Source organism: Candidatus Amarolinea dominans, assembly GCA_016719785.1.
Lineage (GTDB): Bacteria > Chloroflexota > Anaerolineae > SSC4 > Amarolineaceae > Amarolinea > Amarolinea dominans.
Genome location: JADJYJ010000035.1, coordinates 236803 through 260856, shown reverse-complemented (window position 1 = coordinate 260856; position 24054 = coordinate 236803). Strand labels below are relative to the sequence as shown.

At 58.1% G+C, this 24054-nt stretch carries 23 protein-coding genes; 13 read left to right on the top strand and 10 right to left on the bottom strand.

Annotated elements, in window-relative coordinates:
• Window positions 1–731 precede the first annotated feature (731 nt).
• Both IPM84_27865 and IPM84_27860 read left to right on the top strand, forming a co-directional pair.
• Window positions 732–962, top strand: coding sequence for a hypothetical protein (locus tag IPM84_27865; GenBank protein ID MBK9096507.1), 231 nt, complete (start codon window positions 732–734; stop codon window positions 960–962).
• Between the two features lie 734 nt (window positions 963–1696).
• Window positions 1697–2059: a pyridoxal-phosphate dependent enzyme gene (locus IPM84_27860; protein ID MBK9096506.1), complete on the top strand. Its 363-nt coding sequence runs from the start codon at window positions 1697–1699 to the stop codon at window positions 2057–2059.
• Window positions 2060–2454: 395 nt separating this feature from the next.
• Here IPM84_27860 and IPM84_27855 read toward each other — a convergent pair whose 3' ends face one another.
• Together IPM84_27855 and IPM84_27850 are read right to left on the bottom strand one after the other, a co-directional pair.
• The gene (locus tag IPM84_27855) at window positions 2455–2994 is read right to left on the bottom strand and encodes a hypothetical protein (protein ID MBK9096505.1); all 540 of its coding nucleotides are present in this window, start codon (window positions 2992–2994) and stop codon (window positions 2455–2457) included.
• The gene (locus IPM84_27850; protein ID MBK9096504.1) at window positions 2969–3073 is read right to left on the bottom strand and encodes a hypothetical protein; all 105 of its coding nucleotides are present in this window, start codon (window positions 3071–3073) and stop codon (window positions 2969–2971) included. Before IPM84_27850 ends, IPM84_27855 begins: the two co-directional genes overlap by 26 nt.
• 102 nt (window positions 3074–3175) lie before the next feature.
• Between IPM84_27850 and IPM84_27845 the strand changes: the two genes are divergently transcribed.
• Window positions 3176–3349: a hypothetical protein gene (locus IPM84_27845; GenBank protein ID MBK9096503.1), complete on the top strand. Its 174-nt coding sequence runs from the start codon at window positions 3176–3178 to the stop codon at window positions 3347–3349.
• A gap of 123 nt (window positions 3350–3472) precedes the next feature.
• Here the strand turns inward: IPM84_27845 and IPM84_27840 are convergent, their stop codons facing one another.
• The 8 genes from IPM84_27840 to IPM84_27805 form a co-directional block, all read right to left on the bottom strand.
• The gene (locus tag IPM84_27840) at window positions 3473–3826 is read right to left on the bottom strand and encodes a heme-binding protein (protein ID MBK9096502.1); all 354 of its coding nucleotides are present in this window, start codon (window positions 3824–3826) and stop codon (window positions 3473–3475) included.
• Window positions 3827–4204: 378 nt separating this feature from the next.
• A complete protein-coding gene (locus tag IPM84_27835; protein MBK9096501.1) occupies window positions 4205–4618 on the bottom strand; it encodes a Fic family protein in 414 nt (137 codons plus the stop codon).
• 8 nt (window positions 4619–4626) lie between these two features.
• Window positions 4627–4875, bottom strand: coding sequence for a hypothetical protein (locus IPM84_27830; protein MBK9096500.1), 249 nt, complete (start codon window positions 4873–4875; stop codon window positions 4627–4629).
• A 441-nt stretch (window positions 4876–5316) separates the two neighbouring features.
• Complete coding sequence (locus tag IPM84_27825) at window positions 5317–5865, bottom strand: hypothetical protein (GenBank protein ID MBK9096499.1); 549 nt, start codon at window positions 5863–5865, stop codon at window positions 5317–5319.
• Complete coding sequence (locus tag IPM84_27820) at window positions 5862–6080, bottom strand: hypothetical protein (GenBank protein MBK9096498.1); 219 nt, start codon at window positions 6078–6080, stop codon at window positions 5862–5864. The genes IPM84_27825 and IPM84_27820 overlap by 4 nt, the downstream gene beginning before the upstream one ends.
• Window positions 6081–6496: 416 nt before the next feature.
• A complete protein-coding gene (locus IPM84_27815; GenBank protein ID MBK9096497.1) occupies window positions 6497–8731 on the bottom strand; it encodes a hypothetical protein in 2235 nt (744 codons plus the stop codon).
• Complete coding sequence (locus tag IPM84_27810; GenBank protein ID MBK9096496.1) at window positions 8713–9306, bottom strand: hypothetical protein; 594 nt, start codon at window positions 9304–9306, stop codon at window positions 8713–8715. Before IPM84_27810 ends, IPM84_27815 begins: the two co-directional genes overlap by 19 nt.
• A gap of 205 nt (window positions 9307–9511) precedes the next feature.
• Window positions 9512–9709 carry a hypothetical protein gene (locus IPM84_27805; protein MBK9096495.1) on the bottom strand — a complete coding sequence of 66 codons (198 nt, stop codon included), beginning with the start codon at window positions 9707–9709 and terminating at the stop codon, window positions 9512–9514.
• 268 nt (window positions 9710–9977) lie between these two features.
• On the opposite strand from IPM84_27805, the gene IPM84_27800 reads away from it, so the two are divergent.
• The 10 genes from IPM84_27800 (at window position 9978) to IPM84_27755 (ending at window position 24041) form a co-directional block, all read left to right on the top strand.
• A complete protein-coding gene (locus tag IPM84_27800) occupies window positions 9978–10598 on the top strand; it encodes a dual specificity protein phosphatase family protein (protein MBK9096494.1) in 621 nt (206 codons plus the stop codon).
• A 302-nt stretch (window positions 10599–10900) separates the two neighbouring features.
• On the top strand, window positions 10901–11677 hold the full coding sequence (locus tag IPM84_27795; protein MBK9096493.1) for a DUF1819 family protein: 777 nt from the start codon (window positions 10901–10903) through the stop codon (window positions 11675–11677).
• Entirely contained in the window at window positions 11674–12243 is a 570-nt protein-coding gene (locus tag IPM84_27790; GenBank protein MBK9096492.1) for a hypothetical protein, read from the top strand. The genes IPM84_27795 and IPM84_27790 overlap by 4 nt, the downstream gene beginning before the upstream one ends.
• A gap of 13 nt (window positions 12244–12256) precedes the next feature.
• A complete protein-coding gene (locus IPM84_27785) occupies window positions 12257–13282 on the top strand; it encodes a hypothetical protein (GenBank protein MBK9096491.1) in 1026 nt (341 codons plus the stop codon).
• Complete coding sequence (locus IPM84_27780) at window positions 13233–15935, top strand: hypothetical protein (GenBank protein MBK9096490.1); 2703 nt, start codon at window positions 13233–13235, stop codon at window positions 15933–15935. Before IPM84_27785 ends, IPM84_27780 begins: the two co-directional genes overlap by 50 nt.
• Window positions 15935–17095, top strand: coding sequence for an AAA family ATPase (locus IPM84_27775; protein ID MBK9096489.1), 1161 nt, complete (start codon window positions 15935–15937; stop codon window positions 17093–17095). Before IPM84_27780 ends, IPM84_27775 begins: the two co-directional genes overlap by 1 nt.
• Window positions 17095–17847, top strand: a complete 753-nt coding sequence (locus IPM84_27770; GenBank protein ID MBK9096488.1) for a hypothetical protein — start codon at window positions 17095–17097, stop codon at window positions 17845–17847. The genes IPM84_27775 and IPM84_27770 overlap by 1 nt, the downstream gene beginning before the upstream one ends.
• A complete protein-coding gene (pglX, locus tag IPM84_27765) occupies window positions 17847–21827 on the top strand; it encodes a BREX-1 system adenine-specific DNA-methyltransferase PglX (GenBank protein MBK9096487.1) in 3981 nt (1326 codons plus the stop codon). The genes IPM84_27770 and pglX overlap by 1 nt, the downstream gene beginning before the upstream one ends.
• A 37-nt stretch (window positions 21828–21864) precedes the next feature.
• The gene (locus IPM84_27760) at window positions 21865–22803 is read left to right on the top strand and encodes a DUF4263 domain-containing protein (GenBank protein MBK9096486.1); all 939 of its coding nucleotides are present in this window, start codon (window positions 21865–21867) and stop codon (window positions 22801–22803) included.
• A 179-nt stretch (window positions 22804–22982) separates the two neighbouring features.
• Window positions 22983–24041, top strand: a complete 1059-nt coding sequence (locus tag IPM84_27755) for a DUF3644 domain-containing protein (GenBank protein MBK9096485.1) — start codon at window positions 22983–22985, stop codon at window positions 24039–24041.
• The last annotated feature ends 13 nt before the right edge of the window (window positions 24042–24054 follow it).

Below are 24054 nucleotides of genomic sequence, written 5' to 3'. Positions count from 1 at the left end.
CGGCGCATCCGGTGGCGTCATCGAGTCAAGCGTCCCTGCCGGGACGACGGCGCGGTGGGCATCGTTTGCTCAAGTCAAGCTGGTTCCACGGGACGACGGGCGCGGGGGCATCGTCATCTGAGCTCGCTGTCTCTACGGGACGACGGGCGCGGGGCATCGTCGGCTCGTTGCTGTTCCTACGGGACGACGGGCGCGGGGCATCGTCGGCTCGCAAGTCAAGGCGTCTCCTACGGGACGACGGCGCGGGGCATCGTCGGCTTCGCCGCTGTCCCTACGGACGACGGGCGCGGGGGCATCGTCGGCTCAGTCAAGCGTCTCTACGGGACGACGGGCGTGGGGGCACGTCGGCTCGTCAAGGCGTTCCTACGGGATTACGGGCGCGGGCAACGTCGGCCTGTCAAGGCGTCCCCTACGGGACGACGGGCGGCGGTGGGCACGTCGGCTCAGTCAAGGCGTCCCTACGGGACGACGGGCGCGGGGGCATCGTCGGCTCAAGTCAAAGGCATCCCCTACGGGACACGCTCCCACCCCAGGATGCGCCCAACCGCTTGCAGGGCAAACCTGAGGTTGGCAAAACGGGAAATTGTGCGCCAAACTCAAAGGCATTGCCCTTAGGGCCTGTCACAGAATAAATAGCCCAGGTTCCACGCTTGCCTACGAAGCGTAGATGGGAAAACCAATTCCGGCGGCGGCTCCCTGGGGTCCGCGGGCGAATAACGAGGGGCATTGTCATGGAGTTACTATCACCGAGCGCAGCGGGTGCAGTGGATGCGCTGCGCGGTATGGGGTTTGGGTATGAGGTGATCGAGTTTGCGCAGACGACGAGCACTGCGGCGGAGGCGGCCGCGGCTGCTGCGGGTTGCTGCATCGGTGGGCAGATTGCCAAGTCATTGGTGTTCAAGACACGCCGGCACGGCGGTCGCCGCCGGCGCCAGTCATTGCCAGCGGCGCCAACCGGGTGAATGAGAAGGCTACGCGTGCTATCGTCGGTGAGGCCGATCGAGAAGCCTGACGCCGATTTTGTGCGGCAGCAAACGGGCTTTGTCATCGGCAGGTGCCTCCGCCCTGGCCATGTGGCGCTGCTGACGATCTTCATTGATGAAGACCTCTTGCAGCACCGGACATCATTTGGGCCGCGCAAAGCCGGGACGCCCAACGCGGTGTTTCGCTCTGGCGCTCGCCGACCTGCTGCCGATGACCGGTGGGCAGGCAATCAAGGTGACATAAGCCGGATGAGCGTGGAGAGGAGCGAGAGATGGTCAGTTTTGAGGAAGTCTGGCGCCGCGTTAGCAGATTGTCGGCGTCGCCCACCGCACCCCGGCAGGATGACTTCTGCGCCTGCTGGACGCGGCCTGTGGCAACCAGATTTTGGGGAAGTGAGAACCTTGCAGCGGGTGGGGCCTTCGTTTTCGCGGGCGACCAACGCGATCATTGCCGAGCGCGGCGGAGAAGGCGGCCGGGGTCATCACCCATCTGTCGGGCAATCATGCGCAGGCGGTCCCAGCGGGCACGGTTGGGCGTCGAAGCCACGATTGTGAGCGTGTCCAACAATGCGCCGGCGCTGAAACTTAACGCCACGCGTGACTATGGCGCCGCCGTCGTGCTGTATGATCCGGCCACGGACGTGCGCGAGGCGATTTCCCGCAGGAGATTTCGGCGTAGCGTCACGGGTATGTTTTGATCCCACCCCACAACCATCCGCAAATCGTGGTCCGGCCAGTACGGCGGCCTGGAACTGTCTCGAGGAGGTGGGGCCGCTGGATTATCTGTTCAGCCGTGCGGCGGCGGCGGGCTGTTGAGAGCGGTTGCGCGCTGGCGGGCCAAACACCTGGCGCCTGGTTGTCGGGTCATCGGCGTGGAACCCGCGGTCGGCGACGACGCGCGACGCTCTCTTCCTACAGCGGCGTGCTGCAGACCAGCCACAATCCGCAGACGATTGCCGACGGCGCGCAAAAACCGGCAGCCTAGGGATCTGACCTTTGCCATGATTCGGCATTACGTGGATGAGATGCTGACCGTCAGCGACGACGACCTGGTGCGCACGCTGGCCTTCGTCTGAGCGCGGCTCTTGCTGGTGGTCGAGCCGACAGGGTGCCGGTCTGGCCGTGCCATGTTCAACTGGCGCTTTGCCCTGGCGGGTCAGCGCGCCGGCGTCATTCTCAGCGGCGGTAATGTGGACCCCGTCGCGGGCCGCGGGTTGGTTGCAGACGACAAGGGTGTCCAGCTAATCAGCATCGTCCTCGCTCACGCACCTCAGTGTCAAAGCAATTTGGTCATTGGTAGGTAACCGCTCACCCGGGAGGCCGATTTGGACAGGATGAACAGGATGCACAGGATCTTGCTCTGTGGTGGCAAAACTATCGGCACGAGAGTCTGAATATCCTGTCAATCCTGTCAATCCCGTTTGAATTCCAGGCAGGCTGAGCAGTTACTCGGACGTTATCGCCATTCAGATCAGCGATCGGGTCTGATCACCCCAGCTTTTGTTGCTTTAGCCCTCGACATCCACCGTGAGCGGCCAACCCAGCCACTCCACGGGGGAAATCGCTCGGCTTCGACGTAATCGTGATGCCGCTCCGGCTTTCGGTCCGGGTCCCACCCTGGGAGCGGACTGGAGATGTGGAAGAGCGGTTCGGCTTGCTCATGTCCCCTGGGCGTGTCCCGGTGATCTCGGCCACGCTCAGGCCGTCGGGCAGGCAGCGGTGATGATGCACGTCGTAAGCCAGCGGCAGCGCCAGTGTCGGCGCAGACAGGTAGCAGATCGGAGGGCGTGTACACCTTGTCGTCGTTCTCCAGCGTAGGCGTGATCGCCACCGGCGTGGGCAGGCGGTCGATGTTCCAGCGCAAGGCGCCCAGCGCGGCGGTCTTGTCGCCATACGCACCGCCGCCGTGGAGGTTGATCGTGGCTGCGCCGACCCATTCCGCGATCTCGGCCTGGTAGGTACACCGGCGAGCGAACTCGCCAGGGTCATCGTGGGTTTGTGGAATTGACAACCACGAACTGACCCGGATGAAACGACAGCCGCAGGTTGTTCGAGCTTGTCAACTGATCGCACTCGCGCAAAGCGCGCAAGACTCCCCGCTCCACCCGGCAGTTCGTTCATCCGTACCCCGCCTCGGGATGCGTCTCCTCACGGGCAGAATCTGGCTGTTGATGCGGAAGGCGTCCGATGCTATGACCAAGCAGAATTGCAGCGGCGGCCAGCAGCGCCTCGGCATTGGCGGTACGATACCGGCCAGCCGCGCCAACTGCGCCGGCCTGGGCAAGCGCAGCATCGCTGTGGCCGTCGTCACACGGAACTTGATCGGCTGGCGCACGAACTGGCAGCACAGGCCGCGCAAGCGTTAAGCCGCTGTGGGAGTGATGTCTCTCTCGCTGGAACCATGTCACACCCTCGCCCGCACTCTGTACTCATCCACGATTCACTCCCTTTGACCTTGCCCGATCCGGCAACTTCTCCCGCCCGCAGCATCACCTCGTTGCGGCGCAGAAAGGCGGCGTCCACGGCGGATCGAAATAACCATACACCGGCGGCGACAGTGCGCGCAACTTCGCCGCCTCCATCCACGCCGTTAACCGCGCCAACGCTTTCGCCTCGTTCTGCGCGTTGCGCCCGCCGCTGTAGCGCAGCACCGCGAACCGCCCCGCCGGCAGCTCGCGCACCGTTACCGCATCATCTGATGGCTTGGGCGTCTCGCCCGGCTTGAACTTCGCCGGCATCACGAACGCCATCGTCGCGTTTGTTGCGCTGCCAGCCATGAACACCGGCGTGGTCATGGCGATCTTCTGCCTGGCCTCGTTCCCGCCGCTGATAAACCGGAACAGGCGCGAGAAGCCACCCGTCGCGGTTGTCCGCGGCCCATCGGCGTTTCCACCACCGTGAGCGCCGCGTAATCGCGCACCTCAACTCTTCCGTCCGACCGTACCACTTTGTATGGCGCAGACTCGTAACCGGCTCGCACGGCCTGATAAGCGACCGCCAGCAAACCAGCCCCGACCAGGCCGATCAGTATCCAGATCCACATAGGCTTTACGAAACCTATTTTCTCCGGCTGCAGACGCGGCAGCAGCAGGTTGCGGGTCAAGCTTGTTGATGGCGGCGGCAATGCCGCCGGCGGCAGTGCGGGTTGAACTTACTGAGCGCGGCAAACAACCCGATAGCGGGCTGCTCGACCAGGCGTTTTTCGCTGCAGGGGTAGGTGGTCATGATGCCTCGTGCGGCATTGTTGCCGATAAATTGCCGATAACCGATAACTCCTCTCTAACCGTCGAAAAGACGGTCGCCACCGTGAGGACAAAGTATTCCAGCCAGGGGGTCAGATCCGCCTCTGCCCGGCCTTCGTAATAGTTGTGGTGTGGATGGACCGCCAGCGAATGGTAATAGGCCTCCAAATCCCTGGCGTGATGCTCCTCCAGAGAAAGGAACCCGTTCAGCCCGTATCCTGCCCGGCTGAGAATCAATGTCGCCAACAGGCGGGCGGTGCGTCCGTTCCCGTCATAATAGGGATGGATGGTCACAAACTGATAGTGCATCAAGCCGGCGGCAACGGGCGCCGGAAGCTGTTCTTTCTCGGCGGATTTGAACCAACCGACCAGGGCCGCCATCAGTCCGGGCATCCGTGGCCTCAGGCGGCAGATACACGATGGCATTCCGAACCGGATTCGCGAATGACATTCTGTCCGTCGCGATAGGGGGTCGGACGGGCGCGCGGCCCCGTTTCGACCAGGGCGTGCATCCGGCGGATCATCTCTTCGGTGAGCGGCGCCTTCGTTGCGGCCCACTCCTCGGCGCGCAGCAACGCGTTCCAGTAATTCCGCACCTCGCGCACATCTCGTTCGCGTCCGTGGAACTGCGCCTTGCTGGAGGCAACCACCGCCTCGGCCTGGGCGAGCGTGAGGCGATTCCCCTCGATGCGCGGAATAGTGAGCGGAGCGCACCGCGCCCGGCGCCGCAGTTCAGCTTCAACCGCCGGGCGGCAGCGGCGTCGTCTCCACCACCGTGCGCGCCGACTCGATCGTCATCAGCCCGCGTAATCGCGGGCGTGAGCGTGTAACGGGGTTGCCAGATGGGCGATGTGGAACTCATGGTAGGCTTCAGTCCCCAATGAACGCCATCCCGCCGAGCGCGGCAAAAAGCTCGATGGCGGGCTGCTCGACAAGATGATCTTCGGAGTAGGGGTGGATGGTCATGGTAACACCAATTCACGATTTGTCAACAAGGGAAGAACCATGTATACTCCATTATAACAAAACGGTAACGCCGTTTATCTCTCTCGACGAATCGTCGCCCTCCATGGGCGGCTTGCCCGAAAGGGCTAGTCGGGAGAGTTTTTTTTCTTCCCGCCCTGCTCGAAGCGTTCATGCCAAAGTACGACTATCTGCGCGGAGATCACATCGAACCAGTGCCGATCGCCGTGGTTGGGATCACCGCTCTCATCAGCGTAAGCGTAGCGAGGTTCCATCATGGTCCCAGCCTTCGCAGATCCTGTTGTGAGATTTGCCAGGATTCTTTCCACTCCTGTGCGACATGACTGTACTCTTCTGGCCTTTCGCAAAGGCTTCGTAGTAGTTTTGATTCTTACCACACTCATCGAGAATACGCGAGTGTATGCGTCCTGCGACCTCAAGTTCACGTTTTCAAATGGCTCCGGACCAGTTCCAACGTGCTCGCCGATCAGGTTGCCGAATTGTTCTTTTAGCTCCGCGTGTGTTTTTCCTTCGTTTAGCCACTCACACATAGCCGGATATTCTCCAAGCTTTACGATGCTATAGCGTTGCCCATCGGGCACGGTCTCCAGCGCACGTTCGATAAATGCTTCGTCCACGGTTCCGCGAATGGGATATTGCCTTTCGCGAAATATCACCAGGCGAATTTCCGCCAGGTTTGTTCAGCCAGAATCCGATGCAATTCGCGCAGTGACTTGACGATATAGAGCTTATGGTTTCCGCCACTGTGAGGCAAATCCACATCTACAAACAACTCTTTGGTCTCAGTCAACCAATCGCTTAGCAACGCCCAATTGTGCATTGAAAGCAGGGCGACATAAGTGTCTGGGGAAATCTGCATTTCGCTTGTCATATTAGCATGGCTTTCATACGCCCAACGACCGGGGTTTACCTGCGACTACGCTATGTCAACTCCGATCGCGTGAGCAATTGGCGCAGCGTCGAAGGAATTCACCTGCCCGCGTACGGCCTCCTCATAATCCATGTTCATCGTCGGTAACTCCCACCATATCTCCTCCCCCTGCCTGAATTGTATGCAAATTTCGACTGTTCAACTATCTTAGCCTTCATTGGCATATCGGCGCGCCCGCGTCGGCTGGACGGAATGTTAGGCAAGGTAATACTCTCCACCATCGGAACGATAACCGCTGTAAAATTCGCGGGTCAAGACTTCTGGTTCATAGTATTCAAATAGCGAACCAACATTGTTCGAATGAACTACTTCACGAATATCCCTAAAAATGCTGTCTTGCTTATTTTCGACTATATCTACAAGTTTCGCCTTTCACCCAAGATAAGAAGATAATTTTTCATTAGCCTTGATATAGGTTTGGGATCTCTAGAAAACCTGAGTTTTACTTGTTGCAAGTGATTTTCTAAGGTTAGTTCGGGTTGATTTCGGATGACTATTAGCCAAGTTTCTGTAGCCATCAAGCTAATAACATCAGAAGGGCTAACTGCACATTCCCTGATCTGTTCCCAAAGACTGTCAGGTATTTTTGGGAGAAACCGAATTGCACGGAGAATGACTGATTTCATGTATTGCTTCATCTCATCGGTTTCATCGGCGTAATGAAGCAAAAGAGATTCAAGATAATGAGCATGTCCGTGTACTGCAATGCTTTCCAGAACTTTATGAGGGTTCCTGATTAGCCAAGGAGATGTAGCTAAAGTTTCAGAAGCAATTTGCACAACACCGTCATGGTCGAAACCTATATGGATGAGTTTGTTTACACAAAAGCGAAAGATGCTAGCCCATTTTTTCTCGCTTCGGATATCTTGCATGTTAAGGGCATTTGTGATTTCTGTTTGGCTTTTAACCAGCATTCTCTTAAGAGCATCAAGCAGAAGCTCCCTTTTCTTGACCCACGAGGCATTAGCCTCTTCAAATTTGACTGCCCACTCCGAAACCAGACTTTCGTCATTGGTATCAGGTAGTGATGGGACAACAAAAGGTTCTGGCCAGATAAAATCTTTCTCACATAGTTTTTCATTGAATAGGTATTTATAAACTCTACGACTGAGCAAAGGAGCTTCAATAACTATCCCAATGGATTTCAAGCATCTACCATATATTTCAATGCGATACCACCATTCAGCTTGCGTTTCATTATAAGCCTTACGAAAGACTTGCCGGTGCTGAGCATCTAGTATCCACAAACAGTTTATCCAATTCTGGAATTGATTTTGTAAATCATCAAGAGTTTCGTCTTTGTCGGTAACTCGAATAAACTCCGAAGCATCATGGAAATACTGTGTCTTTTCCTGGTTTAGCTCCAATCCTATGCCAGCGAGCTGTTCTTTAAGAGCAGAAATCACTTCCGAAATATGCTCTGGATTAGGAACAACTACTATCATATCATCTACGTATCTGAAGAATTTGACGTTCCACTCATTATTCGTGAAGCGAGCATCTAGATCGATCAAGTAGAGATTAGCGAAAAAGCCAGAAGCAATATTTCCTTGTACGATCCCTTTACCAGCCTCATGCCCGTCAATTTCTCTAGAAAACAACACTTTCAGTAGCCATTCTACACGAGCGCTTCGACTCAGTGTTTCTGTTGATAGCTGGATTAAGCTATCTCTGATGATTCGAGTGTAAAAAGATCTAATGTCTGTCTGAATCACAACGCAGCCTGCAGTGCTTTTTGCGGCAGACCGTGCGTCCTCAATATATTTGCCATACGCATCAAACCAATTTTCATAAAGGTATTCGGTAGCATAATTACCGAATGAACGAGAAAATTTATACGCATAACTGTTGCCGGTAACATCCGATATTCTCTGGCCAAGTTTTTGAATGACCGCAGTTGACAAAATCTCTTCTTCGATTCTTGAAAGGCCCAGAGGTCTCAGCTTATCACTGGCTTTTGGGAATTTAAAGTGCAATCTGTCATCCGTGTGAACAACATTCTGAGCATATGCGATAAGCTGTTGCTGCAATTTTGTTATATTGGCGTCGAGCTTCGACTCAAATAATCGAATCTCAACCTCATCAACAAGCGCCTGTTCCAGCAAATGGTGTCGAGATCTCGCCCATGCAGACAGTAGATTTTGTGTGCTTTTTACTTCTCGCCAGTCTTCATCTGCTAGAGCAACATTAGAAATAGAACTAACCTCAACACAGAATTTAAGCTCCCATTGGTTATTACTTTTGAATTCTTTCCAATAACAATAATCGGGTATCTCATATGTGACAAATCTCTCGCCACCGTCCAGCCTTTCGACAACATGGCTATTACTTTGAAATTCACCGTCGATAGCCTGGGCTAACTCGACGACTCTTTGCTCGTATCCTTCCGTTCCAACCGTGATGATATGGAGGTTATCTATTGCGGAGTTTTCAAGAATTTGTTTGTAGGCAATAGCTTCTTCCCTACCAAACACCTCTTGGACATCGCCCAAGTCTTCCCTTGGAACGCCAAGAGCTTCCAGTCTTTTTCTCTTAACTTGAGTTTCATGGAAACGTGTACTGAATGGTGAAACTACATTTGCTTGAAACAAAAGACATGGGCAAGAAAAGGTACATTAAGGTTGGTGCGGTGTCTGGCTAACTCTTCTCTTAATTGGTTGACCGCTTGCAAGTCGCTTTCGGCAATTAGCTTGACCGTTAGAAAAATGTCATGGTGTTCAATTTCAGATTTTAGACGAACGAGCTGCTGATAATATATTGCAAGCGCATTTTCATTTGGGTCAATCCCTATGAAGTGTACGGACACAGGGTGTTCTATGTGCTCATTTTCATGCAGATTAAGCAAGCAGTTGACAAAGGCAATTGACGCTGCGCCTGCTCCACACCCAACATCGACCACAGTAACGTGAGAATTATATTCAAGCCACTCGGTCAACCGATCTGCACCAATAATGTGTTCTAATGCAAACGCCGCTTTAGCAGAGTGTGCAGGAAATAAGACATAATACTGAAGGGCCGCACTTTCTAGAGATGACTCTTGAAGTTGTTTATTGACTCTGCTCCAAGCATTGTTAAGCCTGTATTCGGGCAACTCACCTAGCTGTGATAGCCACTCATGTATTATTCCGTAATTCGATTGAATGATGGGGTGAAAGCTAAACATCATTGATACAGTGCCTACTTTCTGTATGTCAACCCATTTGGGATAACATGATGATAAAGATGTTACAGATATTGCGTATTTTTTGCTGCCCGTCCAACGACACACGCTTCAGCCGCTGTGCGGTTCTGGCAAATCACGCGTCAGCCAAAGGCAACTGCGCTGGCAAGTCAACGTGGATTGTCGCGCAAGCGCGGCAGGGTCATGTGTTTCACAGTGGCTGGCCCAGTCCTGCCTCGTACTCTCTGTCAACTTCAGCCAGCAGCGCATCGAGACGACCTGCTTCCAGGTCTTTCTCGATCTGCTTGTCCCACACCTCGGCGTGGTAATGATCGAGCCACGCCATCAATTCGGCAAAATCTGTGGTCGGTAGTCGGGTAATAGCAATTTCTATTTCCTTGACGCTCATGATTCTCCCTGGTCGCCTTGCGGCTCGGAATGATTGTCTTCAAGAATATCTCGTTCTCCGACTCCACGAAGGGAACAAGCCATGCGTAGTCACGCATGTTGACGACAATGATACGTTGTCCTTTGTACTTTTCTGGATGTGGAGGCAGTATAACTTCATCCTTTGGCCCTGTCAAGGTCTGCTTCCGCCAAGCCATTCGCTACAGGACATTATGCTTTTGCGGATCGCCAGAGTGGGGTATAATCTGGCAATCGAAAGGTGAGCGCCCATGGACCACACGGAACGCCCTGTAAATTTCACCTGCCATTGGGTCGCCATTGGCAATGGCCGCCTGACGCTGTGGCACCGGCCCGGCGCACGCGCGGTGGCCGCCATGAAGCTGTTTGGCTGCGACTGCGTGCTGACCCTGCAGGCCGCCAGGGAACATGCCGACCTCATCGGGCAATGGGTCGCAGAAGCCGGCATCGAATGGCTTTGGCTGCCCCTGGAAAATGGAAAGCCGCCGCAGGCCGAAGCCGCGGCCTCGATCCTGGCGGCGCTGCCCAAACTCTCGCAGATGCTCGATGACGGCCGCTCGATCCTGATTCACTGCGCGGCCGGGATTCACCGCACCGGCATGGTGGCCTATGCCCTGCTGCGCTGGCGCGGTTTCGATGAGCCGGCTGCGCTTGCCCTCATCACCCAGATGCGGACGCACACCGGCGTCGGCGTTCAGCGCAAGCAGATTGACTGGGGCAACAGGGCCATACGACATTTTTGCCCAGAGGGCTTGAGTAGGGGCGCACCCTTGCGGTCGCCCACTGAGTCAATGCTCGACCCCAAGAACCCCACCTACCTGGCCTACAGCCTTTACGCGCATCCGAATGCGCGGCTTTTACCTGGGGCTTGACCGCCCTATCATGCCTTGGGACGCGGCGGGGAGCGCTCTACATTCCATGATTGGAACTCTTTGCGCTATTACCCCTATGCCGGTATAATAGTCATAATCAAGCAATGAAGCCGACCAGATGTCAACTGGTCGGCTTCACACCCGTCTCCTGTCAGTCCCAGGATCCGGGCTTCGCTGTCTTCAGCTTAGCACGGTTGTTTTTGACGAGCAAATAAGGCCGCGAGTCCACACGCCGGGACTCGAGGCCTTGTCTTTTCTTACCGTAGACAGGTCGCAGCCTTGGCCACACGAAATTCCGTGACATGAAGATGACCCAGATGCGCGACATTGGCCCCTACAACGGCCGCTACATCACCAAGGGCGCGATGATCGCCGAGGCTGGCAACCTGATCGGTGCGTTGACCTCGGGGCTGCCGCTTGTGGGCGCGCGTGCCAGGGTGCTGGATGGGACGCTCTTTCCGCAGCGGGCGCGAGCAAGCCGCGAACGGATGTGGGATGTCATCAGCCATGCCTACTTGTCCGGGCCGCCGTGGGTCTTGACCGAACTACAGGAAACCTATCAGGTCGGGCCGCAAAGCCGCGAGTTCGTCTCATTCCTCTATCTGCTCTTTGCGCTGCGGGATCATCTGACCTATGACTTCGTTACGCAGACGCTGTGGGCCAAATGGTCGGCCAGGCAGCTTGCTGTGTCCAGCGAAGACCTCTTCGGCCTGATAGACCAGGCTGGGGAGACGCAACCACAGGTCGCCCGGTTGGCGTCGGCTACACGCGTCCGACTGGCGCAGAATATCCTCACTTCCCTGCGAGACTTCGGGCTGTTGACAGGCGCGCGCAATAAGGCTTTGGTGCGGCCCGTGCTGCCGCTGCCGACGGCCGAGCATCTGCTGCACATTCTCACGGCTGAAGGGCTCCGCGGCGCCGAAGTGGTGCGCGATCCAACCTGGCGGCTGTTTCTGTGCCAGGAGTCAGACGTGGCCGATGTGCTGGGCCGGCTGGCTCAAGCCCGACGCATCCGCTTTGAGAAGGTTGGTGGCACCGTGGTGTTGGAGACCCCGGAAGCGTGGAGGGCCGAGCCATGACGACACAAGACTGGCGCTGGAAGATCGGTGAGGCGATTGAGCGGCTGCGCAGCCGATACGATTTCATCGGACGGAAGACGGGCGCTCCCTTCCTGGCGTTGGTCTATCCGCCCGACGCGGAAGGGACGGTGTTGCGTGAGTGGCACACACAGACGGCAGCCCTGCGCCCCGAGATTGACGTGCGCCAGGTGGACGCGCTTCAGGTGACCCAGGCGATCCTGGCCGACATCGGCGCCGCGGAAGTGGTTTCGGCCCTGGCTGATCCCATGCCCGGCTCCGACCCGCAGGCCGAGTTGGGCCGGTTATGGGTGAATGCGCTGGCGGAAGCAGTGCGTGAGCGTCTGGCCGAACCGGGCGCTGGCAAGCCCGTGATCAGCCTGGAGCGGCTGGCGGCGCTCTATCCGGCGGCCGGCCCGCGCGATGTGATGCAGTGCATCTGGGATTGCGCCGGCGCGATGCCCGACGGGCCGGTTGTGGTGCTGATCCCCGGCCACGTGCGCGAGACACGCACCTATTCCTTCCTGGGGCTGCGGGACGAGTTCATGTACCGGGGAGACCTGGTTTAGAGGAGCGCGCGGCATGAGAATCGGCGACCTTTTCCAAACAGCAGTTGAAGAGCGCATCGAGCCGGTCATCAAGGTGGGCGATACGGCGGACGAGCGCAAGCTGGCAGCCGAGATCGGCAGCTACGTGGTCACGCCGCTGATCGAACGCACCATTGATGACATCCTCGAGCACTACACCGACACCTTCCTGGCCCAGACCGGCGAGATCGGCATCTGGATCTCCGGCTACTTCGGCTCCGGCAAGTCACATCTGGCCAAGGTCATCGCGCTGCTGGCCGAGAATCGCAAGCTGGAAGGGGTAGTGGCCTGCGACCGTTTTGCGGCGCGCGTCCCCTCCGATGCGCCACGCCGCAAAGCTATCCTGCGCTCCCTGAGCCGTATGGATCAGTGCCAGACGCAGGTGCTGGCGTTCAACCTGAACACGTTGACCGACGGCAAAGGACGCCCTCTGCCCGGCCTGCTGCTTTCGCAGTATTATCTCTCCCTGGGTTACAGCGCCAATCTGATCTATGCTCGCGTCATCGAGGCCGAGCTGGACCGCCAGGGGCGGCTGGCCGACCTGCACGCGGCCGTGGAGCGCCGCGCCAAAAAGCCGTGGGCCGATGTCGAGCGCAACCTGTCGTTCTACCGCATCCACCTCTATGCGGCAGCCTGTGAGGTCGCGCCGGAGGTCTTCCCCACGACGGCGGATGTCGAACGCGCGCTCAAAGATGCGGAACAAGGCGAGATCTACAATGTTGAGTTTCTGGTCAAGACGATTCTGGCCGACCTGCAGCGACGGGAGCAGGCGACCCACAAGCCGCAGCGCATCCTGCTGGTTCTGGATGAGTCGGGGCAGTGGATCGAGAACAGCTCGGGCCGGCTGAGCCAACTCCAGGGCCTGGTTGAGGCGGCGGGGGAGAAGGGCCAAGGCCGCATCTGGATCATCGTGACCACGCATGGCGACATGGGTTCGATCTACAAGGGAGGCCCACGCCGTGGACGGCGACATGAAGCGTATCGAGGGCCGGTTCCGCTTCAAACCAGGGTTGACCACTGAGAATATCGAGCTGGTGCTGGAGGATCGCCTGCTGAGGAAGAAGCTGGATGGCCGGGATGAGCTCAAGGCGCTGTATGCCAGCCGGGGCGGCGTGTTGCGCGGCCTGGGCGAGCTGGCGAATACCAGCCAGGCGCTGCCCGCCTGCACGGCGGACTCGTTCCCCACTTACTACCCCTTCTTCCCCTACCAGGTACACCTGATCCCGGAAATCGTGAAGTCGTTGCGTTCCAAAGGTGGACGGGGCGAGCAGATGAGCGGGTCTACTCGCACCTTGCTGGCGATCACCCAGGATATCCTGCGGGCAGGACGGCGGCGGTACCTGGACGAGCCGGTGGGCGCCCTGGTCAGCTTCGACGAGGTCTACCACAACCTGGTCGGAGAGGGCGAGATCAGCCCGGACGTACGCACGGAGCTATCCCGCATTCGTACGGCGGTGCCTGGGGCAAACAATCTGACCTCGCAGGTGGCGGAGGTGCTCTACCTGGTGCGCGAGCTGGCCTACATCCCGCGCACGCGCGATAACATCGCCCGACTGCTGGTGCAGGATACGGACGAAGACCTGCCGGCTGTGCTGGCACGCGTCGAGCCGGAGCTGGAGCGGTTGATCAAGGCCAAACTGGTGGCGCGCATCGGCGAGGAGTATGAATTCCTGACCGGCGAGCGGCGCACTTTCGAGGAAGAGGTGTCCACAGTCGAGGGACGCTTCCGGCAACAGGACCGCGAGCAGGGACTGGTGAAGCAGTTCATCCACGGCGACGGCAAGGCCCACTGGCGCGAATGGCTGGGGTTCGACCGCGTCCGCTATCGCGACCACGACTTTCCCTTCCGGCTGGAGGTGGATGGAACAGCGGCGCCGGGCACGCAGGGAGCGATCGCTTTGCGGGTCACGACGCCGCTGGAACTGATGATGGGCACAGCCCTGGCTGATCTGGAGAATCGCAGCCTGCTGCCGAACGAGCAGTATACTCTCTTCTTCCTCAGCGGCCGCGTCAGGAGCTTCGATGATGACCTGGAGCGCTTCCTGGCGATGGAGGAGGTGATCGGCAACTGGAAGGGCGACAACCGTAAGTCGGAGGAGGCGCGCAAGTTGGCCCACGATCGTGAGACCAACGACCTGCCCAAGCTGCGCGACCGGGTGCTCGATGGGTTGCGCGACGGGTTGCGGACCGGCCGGGTCGTCTTTCGGGGCGCGAGCCGAGCGTTGACGGTCGTTCCAGGCCAAGCGCCCGGGGAGGCCCTGCGCGGTGAGCTGGCGGCGTTCTGGCCTGTGCTTTATCCGAAGTTTGATCGCGTCCCGGTGCGCATCACCAACGATCAGAAGGCCATTGTTGACGTGTTGGCGGGCGTTGCAGCCCTCTCGTCCGAGGTGCGCGAGCTGAAGTTGTACGACAAGAGCGGCAAGGTGGACCCACACAGTCCGCTCCTGGACGCCATTCGCATCACCCTGGCCACTCAACAGAACGCCGGCCGGCGCACGCTGGGCCAGGATCTCCTGGGGACGCTGACTGCGCCGCCCTATGGCTGGGATCCCAACGCTGTACGCGTCGGTGTGGCGGCATTGGTGCGGTCCGCGGCGGTCAAGGTGCTGATCAACAAAAAGCCCTACACCAATCCCGCCGACCGGGAGCTGGCTGACGCATTGCGCGTGAGCCACAACTTTGATCGGGTCGAGCTGGTGCTCGAAGAAACGGACGTGGCGCCGGAAATTCTGACAGAGACACGGGCGTTCCTGATCCGCCTGGCCAAGCGGCGCAACATTGACGAGACCCCGGCCGCGCTGAGTGACGTGGCCGGCGAACTGGCCGCCGCCATCCTGGCCAAAGCGGGCGGTGTGGAGCTCTGGGCTGCCGGCTCCGGGATGCCGCTGCCAGCGGAGTTCAGCGACGGCGTGGAGGCCTGGCGGCAGGTGACGGCCCTGGCCAGCCCGATCCACCGCGTGCGCGAGGTGCACACGGATCGCGAGACCCTGGAGGCCGGCCACCAGGCCATCGAAGCCCACGCGGCCTTTCAGGCCCAGCAGGGCATTCCGTTCACTCAACTACGCCAGCTCAAGGACCGGCTGGAGGCCATCGAGCATCGCACGGACCCTGGCAGCGCCATCCGGCTGCTGCTGTCAGGGTACCGCGCGGCCGAGAAGGCAGTCAACTTCGCTGATCGGGAAGTCTGGAAGCAGTTGCAGAGCCACAGGGCACAGGCAGAACTGGAACTCACGCCATTGCTGAACGGCTGGCGCGCGGAGGCCCGGCGTCGACTGGACGCGGCGTTGGAACGCTTGCCCACCGAACTGGCCCAGTGGGGGCTTGACGAAGGACTAGCGGCCGGCCTGGCGCAACCACTGACCGATCTAGGCAAGGATCTCAACCACGTAACGTTGCCCGCACAAGTGGCTGCCCTGCCTGAGCGTGCTAACGGGGTCATCCGCCGCCTGGGGGTGACCATCACGCAAGCGATCACCGCGAAAAAGCCGCCTGCACGACCTACCGGAGACATGGTGAGCGAGCCAACCACACGCCAGGTGCGTCAGGTGCATCTGAGCGATGTCGCAGGCGTTACCCGCGTGCGCAACGCCACCGAGTGGGATACACTGAAGGGCAAGCTGGATGAATACATTCGCGCATTGCTCAACGCGGGCTTCGATGTGGAGCTGAACTGATGAACAAGCAATTGGAGAACCTGACGATTCACCGGTTTCGCGGGCTGCGTGACCTGGAATTGGCCGGATTAGGGCACGTCAACCTGTTTGTGGGCGCGAACAATTCGGGGAAAACCACGGTCTTGGAGGCGCTCTCCACTTTTTGCCGGCCGTTGGATCCTTTGGAATGGCTGAATACCGCGTGGCGGCGGGAAGTCAAGTCGTCTCGCACGCCGATGTTGGATGCCCTCAAATGGCTGTTTCCGCAGAGCAGTGAGTCGGCAAATGGCCTATACACCGGAGAGACGCGTGTATCAGGCTCCGGACACTTTCAGGTGTTGGAATCACGCGCCACATTCAGTGAATTCCTGGGAGTCGGCGGCCCAGATGAAACAGCGACATCGTCCTCCGGAGCCGTCGATGAAGATCTGGAAGATGCGTCAGTGCAGACCAGCGAAGGTCGGCGCCGCGGCGCCGACCTCGGACTTAGGGCGGTCACCCGCTTTGACCAGATCCAGTTATTCGACCACCGGTCCACCACTGAGTTTTCCGAGATGTTTCGGTTGTGGGAGGATGAACGCTTTACCATACGCAAGGCGTCAACGGCCCCGCTGCTGCCTGTCGCCACCATTAGCCCCGTCTCCCACGGGGTCGAGCAGGTACAAATCATGCGTTTTACGGAGGCGACGCTGGAAGGCATTACCAAGCGCGAAGTGCTTGATATGGTCCGCTTAATGGATCCAGGTGTACAGGACATGGAGATCCTTTCCCGGCAAGGGATTCGGCCGACCCTGTACATCCGACACAGAGACGTCGGCCTGTCACCGTTGAGTGCCTTCGGTGATGGTGTGCGACGGATCTTGATGATCGCCCTCACTCTACCTACCGTCAAAAATGGTGTGCTTCTTGTAGACGAAATTGAGACAGCAATTCACACATCCGCATTGAGTCAGGCGTTCGCGTGGCTTGTGCAGGCGTGTGCGCACAGTAATGTTCAGCTCTTCGCCACCACCCACAGCATCGAGGCGGTGGATGCCCTGCTGGAAGTGACAGCAGGCAAACGACATCCTGAGTTCGTCGTATACCGCCTGCAGCGTACACCCGAGGCCACTACGGCTAAGCGGCTCGACCATCAGAAACTGTCCACATTGCGCGAGGAACTCGGACAGGAGGTGCGCTGATGGTTCATCGTTATGCCATCCTGGGTGTCGAAGGCCCCCACGACCAGGCCTTTGTCGGCAAGGTGCTACGACTAATGGGCTGTGAGGAGTACAGGGGAGAGAGAGCTAAGCTTGATCCATTCTGGGAACGTTTTGTTCCGGTCTATCCTACCAAGACGGGACAGCTCTATGTGCGGCTGGATATGCCGTCCATTCTCCACAAAGGCGATCTCTCCGTCGCCGTCTATGCGGGTGAAGGGAGCAAGCTAAGAAAGCAGTTGCCTGCCATCATAGACAATCACGATCCTTTTCGGCATGACATCAACGCCTTTGGCATCGTAGCCGATGCCGACAAGAAAGGCGCCGGGGCAGTTGCTCAAGAATACCATCACGCTTTTGGCCCATATTACTCAGGTTTCCCAGAGGAACCGGGGGTGGTGGCTCCCGGAAGTATCCGGACCGGCGTCTTTGTGCTTCCCAACAACCACGACAAAGGGGTGCTGGATACGCTCATCGTCCAGTGCGGCGAGGTGATCTACCCGAAACATCTCAAAGCAGCCAGGAACTTCGTGGAATCATTCGATGCTCAAGACAAGGATCATTGGGCGCCCTTCGACCATGAGAAGGCCCTCGTTGCCGGCGTGGCCAGCATTCTACAGCCGGGCAAGACCAACACCGTCACCATCAAGCAGGACCTCTGGATCAGCACAGAGACCGCGTCGGTTCTGAACCATTTGATCAGCTTCCTCGCTGTGTTGCTGGAGCTAACCTGATGGAACCCAACCTCAAGAAGATCCTCAAGGCGTTGAGCCTGGAGCTGCGTCACCTGCTGGAAGGCTGGTACGACGCAGCAGGCGGCTGGCATGCTGGCGATCTGGAGCAGCGGCTGGCCGGCCTGGGGGTCTGGCGCGCGCGCGATCCGCTGCCGGCGGATGAGTTTGCCCATCTGCCCGCGGCCGACCGCACCGCGCGGCAGGTGGTGGACGCGTACCTGGCGCTGCGCCGCGAGGCGGGCGTGGCGCGCGGCGACGCGGTGGCCGAGTTCGTGCGTGAGACCGCTTATACCTGGGCTAACCGGCTGCTGGCGCTGCGCTGCATGGAGGCGCGCGGGCTGATTGACGAAGTGATCCTCCAGCGGGACGCGTACGCTGGCCGGTCACTGGAACACCACCGGCTGATCCGGCGCTGTCCCGAGCTGGCTGTGGGCGAGGATGACGGGTTGTTCGCCGCCCTGGATGCCGCGTTCACTCGTCAGGCCGAGCGGCAGCTCGCCCTCTTCGATCCCCATGCGCCGGCCGTGGCGCTCAAGCCATCGGTTGGGGCGTTGCGCCGCTGCGTTGCGCTCCTCTCCGGGCTGGAGCCGCTGCGCGGCAACGGCGCGGCGACCGACGAGGTCTTCACGGCGCACGACGCACTGGGCTGGGCCTACCAGTACTGGAACACCGAGGAGAAGGACCGGGTCTTCGAGAAGGTGCGGACGCAGAAGGGGGCAAAGATCGCCGGCGCGGACATCATCCCCGCCACCCAGCTCTACACCGAACCATACATGGTCAAGTTCCTGGTGCAGAACTCGCTGGGCGCGCTGTGGATGGGCATGCACCCGGCATCCAGGCTGTACGAGAAGTGGGAGTATTACGTTCGTGATGTCGACCGCGCGGCCGTGGCGCCCAAGCCGGTGCGGGAGATCAGCTTTCTGGATCCGGCCTGCGGCAGCGGCCACTTCCACCTGGAGGCCTTCGACCTGTACTACGATATGTACCTGGAAGAGGGAGAGATCACCGATCCAGCCGAGATTTGTGCGGCCATTTTGGAGCACAACCTGTACGGCATTGATATTGACGAGCGCGCGATTCAGATCGCGGAGGCTGCGCTGTGGATGAAGGCGGCCGAGCGGGCCTTCGACTTTCCTGGCGCGGCCATGAACCTGGTCGCCACCAACATCCGGCTGCCGAAGGGCAAGGATCACCTGCAGGCGTTCCTGGCGAAGCACCCTGAGGACCGTGAGCTGCGCCCGGCGCTGGAGGCGATCTTCGAGGGGCTGGAACATGCGGACGAGCTTGGGTCGCTGCTGCAAATCGAGGAACCGGTGGAGCGGGAGCTACGGTATCTCCAAGCGAAGGCCGAGGAGTCGGTCGATGAGCCGGAGCAGTTGGTGTTGCTGCCGGAGATGGAACGACCCAAGCAAGGCAGACTGCCGCTGGGATTGGAATCATATGAGGAGTGGAAGAGCCGGACTTTGGCGCGTCTCAAGGTGCATTTCTTCGCAGAAGCTGAGGCTTCAGACTTGCGACAGGCGTACTTTGGTCGGTTTGCAGGCAAGGGCATCATTTTGCTGGACCTTCTCACACGACGTCACGATGCGGTTGCGACTAACCCTCCATATATGAGTAGTAGAACCTTCGGACGAGGGATTGCGCAATATCTCCATCACGCTTACGAACTTGCTGCAACTGATCTGTATGCGTCCTTTCTTGTTCGGTGTCTGCAGTTGAGTCGTAATGGGGGCATTTCAGCGCTTGTCACGATGAACTCCTATTTGACTATTGGTAGCTATTCTGATCTGAGAGACTTCCTCTCCTCTCAGACTGACATTCAACTCTGTTGGGACCTCGGTCCATACGCATTTTCTGAGTTGACCGATCATGTGAAAGCAGCCATGCTAGTCACTCAGAAGGCACCACCTTCGCAGCCCGCGATAGTGTTGTTTGCGAATTTGACAAAGTACGAGGATAAGGCATCCGCTCTACTGCTGGCCAGCAACCAAACCCGCAAGAGACAAGACGCATTCAGGCAATTACCGGGGGCTCCATGGGCCTATGAGTTGTCGGATGACATGATTGCGAGGTTCGCGGATTCACGGAAGGTCGGCTCGATCATCTCGACACCCAGTCCTTGTCAGACGGGGGATGATGGGCGATTTGTTTGCAGATGGTGGGAAGTGCCTAATTTGGGCTTTGCTGGATTGGGCGAAAAGAGGCGCTGGGTGGGATATACAATGGGCGGTGTTCTGGAAAAGTGGAAGCGTCGCAGTCTGGATATGATTGATTGGTCAATTGGAGCAAGGACTTACTATCGTGAGAACAGCCTGTCCAGGATAACAGGCGAGCAAGACTGGTTCAAGCCTGGTATTACCTACACCGCATTATGCACGACGACGTTCAATGCCCGTCTTCTCGAGGGTGATGCGGTTTACGATCGTTCTGGCCCAGCCGTATTTCCCCAAGACACAAACGACACTTACTGGCTACTCGCCTATCTCAACTCGAAACTATCCGCCTTTCTCCTCAAGAAGTTAAACCCTACGCTTTCATATCAGGCCGGCAACATCAAGAGCTTACCCCTTCCGGAATTCGATCAGCAACAAAGAATCGAACTATCTCAGTTGGCTCAGAGTTGCGTCTTGGCGATGGAGAGGATTAACTCCCATTTCGAGTATAGTCATAGCTTTGACGTAGGAACCATCATCGAACACGCCAGCCTCAGATCGTATGCGCGAGATGCCTGGTATTCCATCATGTCCGACTATCAAAGCCTTTTGGAGAATGAAAGCCGAATTGAGCGAGTTGTTCAAAATTGCTTCGGTACGAATCCGACTGATGTTGATCAGATTGCATTACTTGAGGGACTACATTCCTATCAGGTCGGATACTCAGCCGTCTCTTCCCGCGACAGAAGTGCTATTGTTTTTGAGGCAACGGCTGAACTGGCAAAAAGCACAACTGAAGACCTACGTTACTGCGAAGGTCATTGGTGCAGGACCCCTCTAGAGTATTTGAGCCTCAGATTTCATCTCGACCCCCAGAGCTTGTTAGATATCGTCAGGGGTAATGTTGAACTGGGTGGGCTGGTTGTCCAAGAGTGGACAGCAACATTCATGTCTGTCAGTGTTCTACGCATTCTCGGCCACCGTTGGCCCGCGCAGATCGCGGTCGGCGAACCGATCCCTGACTGGGCCGACCCGGACGGCATCATCCCCCTCACCGAAGGCACCGGCGAGCCAACCCTCTACGACCGCCTCCGGGATCGCATCGCAACCGAATTCCCCGGCGGCAACGTTACGGCCATCGAGGCCGAGTTCGCGGAAATCATGGGCAAGCCGCTGGCGCAGTGGCTGGCCGCCGACTTCTTCAAGCACCATACCAGCCAGTTCAAGAAGCGGCCCATCGCCTGGCAGATCGGCAGCGGCAAGTTCACTGCACGACGTCGGCCCGCGTTCGCCTGCCTGGTTTATTATCACAAGCTCGACGGGAGCACGCTGGCAGCTATCCAATCCCAGTACGTCCGCCCCCTGCGCGGCCGTTACGAGACCGAGCTGCGCGGGATCGAGGCGATCCCGGTCGCCGCGCGCAGCGAGCGCCAGGCCGGCCGCCGCATCGAGCTGGAAGGCTGGATCGCTGAGCTGCGCGACTTCGACGACAAACTGGGGCGAGTTTCCACGGAAGGCTTCGCCAGCGATGCCCTGGCAAAGCTGATCGCGCAGGAGCCGGTGGACAACTGGTGCTCAGTTGACGGCATCAAGTCACGGCCGGCCGATCGCGAGGCGCTCCAGCGCCAGGAAATGGCCTACATCCCGGACCTGAACGACGGCGTCCGCGTCAACATCGCGCCGCTGCAAAAAGCCGGCCTGCTCGCCGCGGACGTGATCGCCGGCAAGGACGTCGAGAAGGCCATCGCGGATCGCGCCGAGTGGCGTGCGGACGAGCGTCGCTGGTGCCGCGAGGGGAAGTTGGCGCGGCCGGGGTGGTGGCGGTAGCGAGGCTGCAATTGGAATAATGGAGGGATCGCAGCAGATGGATGTTCAGAATTGCATTGCGAGCATGCCTGTATCGGAATTCGTTAGGGTAGCCAATGTCACCGACTACTTGACGGAGTTCGAGAGATTGGCGACTCTTGATACCGAGGAAGCCATCTCCCGGCTGCGAGAGTTCCTACTAGATGACGTAGATTTTTGGGTTACGTTCGATTTACCACAATGGGTCAGCATTTGCCTCCTGAGAAAAGGGGTGGTGGGCACAAGGATTTTGGCCGACTGCCTGCCGAAGACGAGCTTGACCTACCAGACTAGGATTCTTGAGACGCTCTGGTATGCGAGCAAGAGGCAACTGCCTTCCTCCCTCCATGGTGCCGCGGCGACTCTTCTGCCGACACTGCGGTTTGCCGACGAGGTTGTCTCGGAAGCAAGCGCGGTGCTCGCAGACTTTTTCATCGGAGCCATTGATGACAGAGACAAGTATGGCGTTTTGGTCAACTTTCTACATACTCTTTGGATGCTGGAAGCCAATCAAAGCGCAACAAGTCGCTCAGAAATCCTGGAGGCCATTGCCCAAGGCACCATCAAAATTACGCGACGCCTGATCGAAAACCTGGAAAGCCTGATCTCGCAGAAATCAAGCGAGTCAATGTATCAGGAGTTCTTGAGCAAACACCCTGTTTTTCTGGATCCTCTCGCCTCTGAGGTCATTGCGAGACAAAGACTGGGCTTGGAACATGAGATCGACTACGTAATTCGACGGTACGATGGACGGTACTTGGGCGTCGAAATCGAGAAGCCACAGGATCTCCTGTTCACCGAAAGCAATGACTTCCGAGCCGGCTTCACGCATGCATTCGGCCAGGTTCTTGACTTTCAGCGTTGGGTGGACACGCATGAGGAGTATGCGCGCCACCTCATGCCTGGGATATCCGCTCCGCGGCCTCGTTGTAATGGGCACGAGAGCAGGCTTGAATAACGAAAACCTTCCGAAACTGAACTGGTTCAACAACAACAGTTCCCGCATTGAAGTAGTCACGTTTGACGACCTGGTGGCGCCAAGAACTTATATTCAAACATCCGCCGCTGGCCTCAGGGTTCTCACTCTACGGAGAGCGTTATCGGGGTTTGACCAGAGGCAACTGGACGTGAAAGCCCATGAACTATCGCGGTTCGTATCGTCATCTCCTGCGTAACAGCAGGTCTGCAATGCTTGCGGCTATCGAGATCTATAACAAGCCAGCCTTCGAGTATCGCGATGAATGCTTCGTCATCCTGCTGCTCAATGCCTGGGAGTTGGTCTTGAAGGCGTTGCTGTCAAAGAACGGGCAATCCATCTTCTATCCGAAGCGGCGACGCGAGCCGTACAAGACCCTATCGTGGTCCGATGCTTTCGCCCGATCAGAGAAATGGTTCCCGAAGGGCTTGCCGCCACTGCCCGTGCGTCGAAACCTCGACCTGCTCAGCACGTACCGAGACAATGCGGTGCACTTTTACAATGCCCGGAGTTTCGGCTCGCTGATCTACGCTCTGGCCCAGACCAGCGTCGTGAATTATAAGGACTTACTACAGTCAGGATTCGATGTTGACCTAGGCAAGGAGATTTCGTGGCAACTGCTGCCGCTTGGCTTGAAGCCACCTGTGGATCCCATCGAGTACATCGCGCAGGGTACCGAGGACAAGAAGGAAACGGGAGCCGCCGTTCGCCAATTCCTGTCCGAACTTGCAGCAGCGACACGAGAAGTGCAGGATGCCGGTGCAGACACCGGTCGCCTGCTAACCGTCTTCACGGTAAGGCTTGAATCCATTAAAAAGATTGAGAAGGCAGACGTCGTGGTCGGCGTCCAGAAAGTTCAAGAGGCCTCCGGGCCCCTGGTGATTGAGAGGATACGAGACCCGAACATCAGCCACCCGCTTCGCCAAAAAGAGGTTGTGAGCGCGATTGGAGAACTTCACGGCCAGCGCTTCACTTCGTACACCTTTCAGGCGCTCATGTGGCAGCATAAGTTCAAGGATGATCCGCGCTATTGCTGGCAAGCAGCCGAAGGTGTGCTGACTAAATACTCGCGGGACGTGATCGCGTGGATCAAGCGATTGTCGGAGCAGGACGTTCAAAAACGCTTTGATCAACTACAAGCAGTTTCACCGAAACAGACGGAAGGCAGGTGGGCAGGATGGAGGAACCTAGATGAACTTCCCCTGCTACGTCGGATATGAAAACACTATCCTG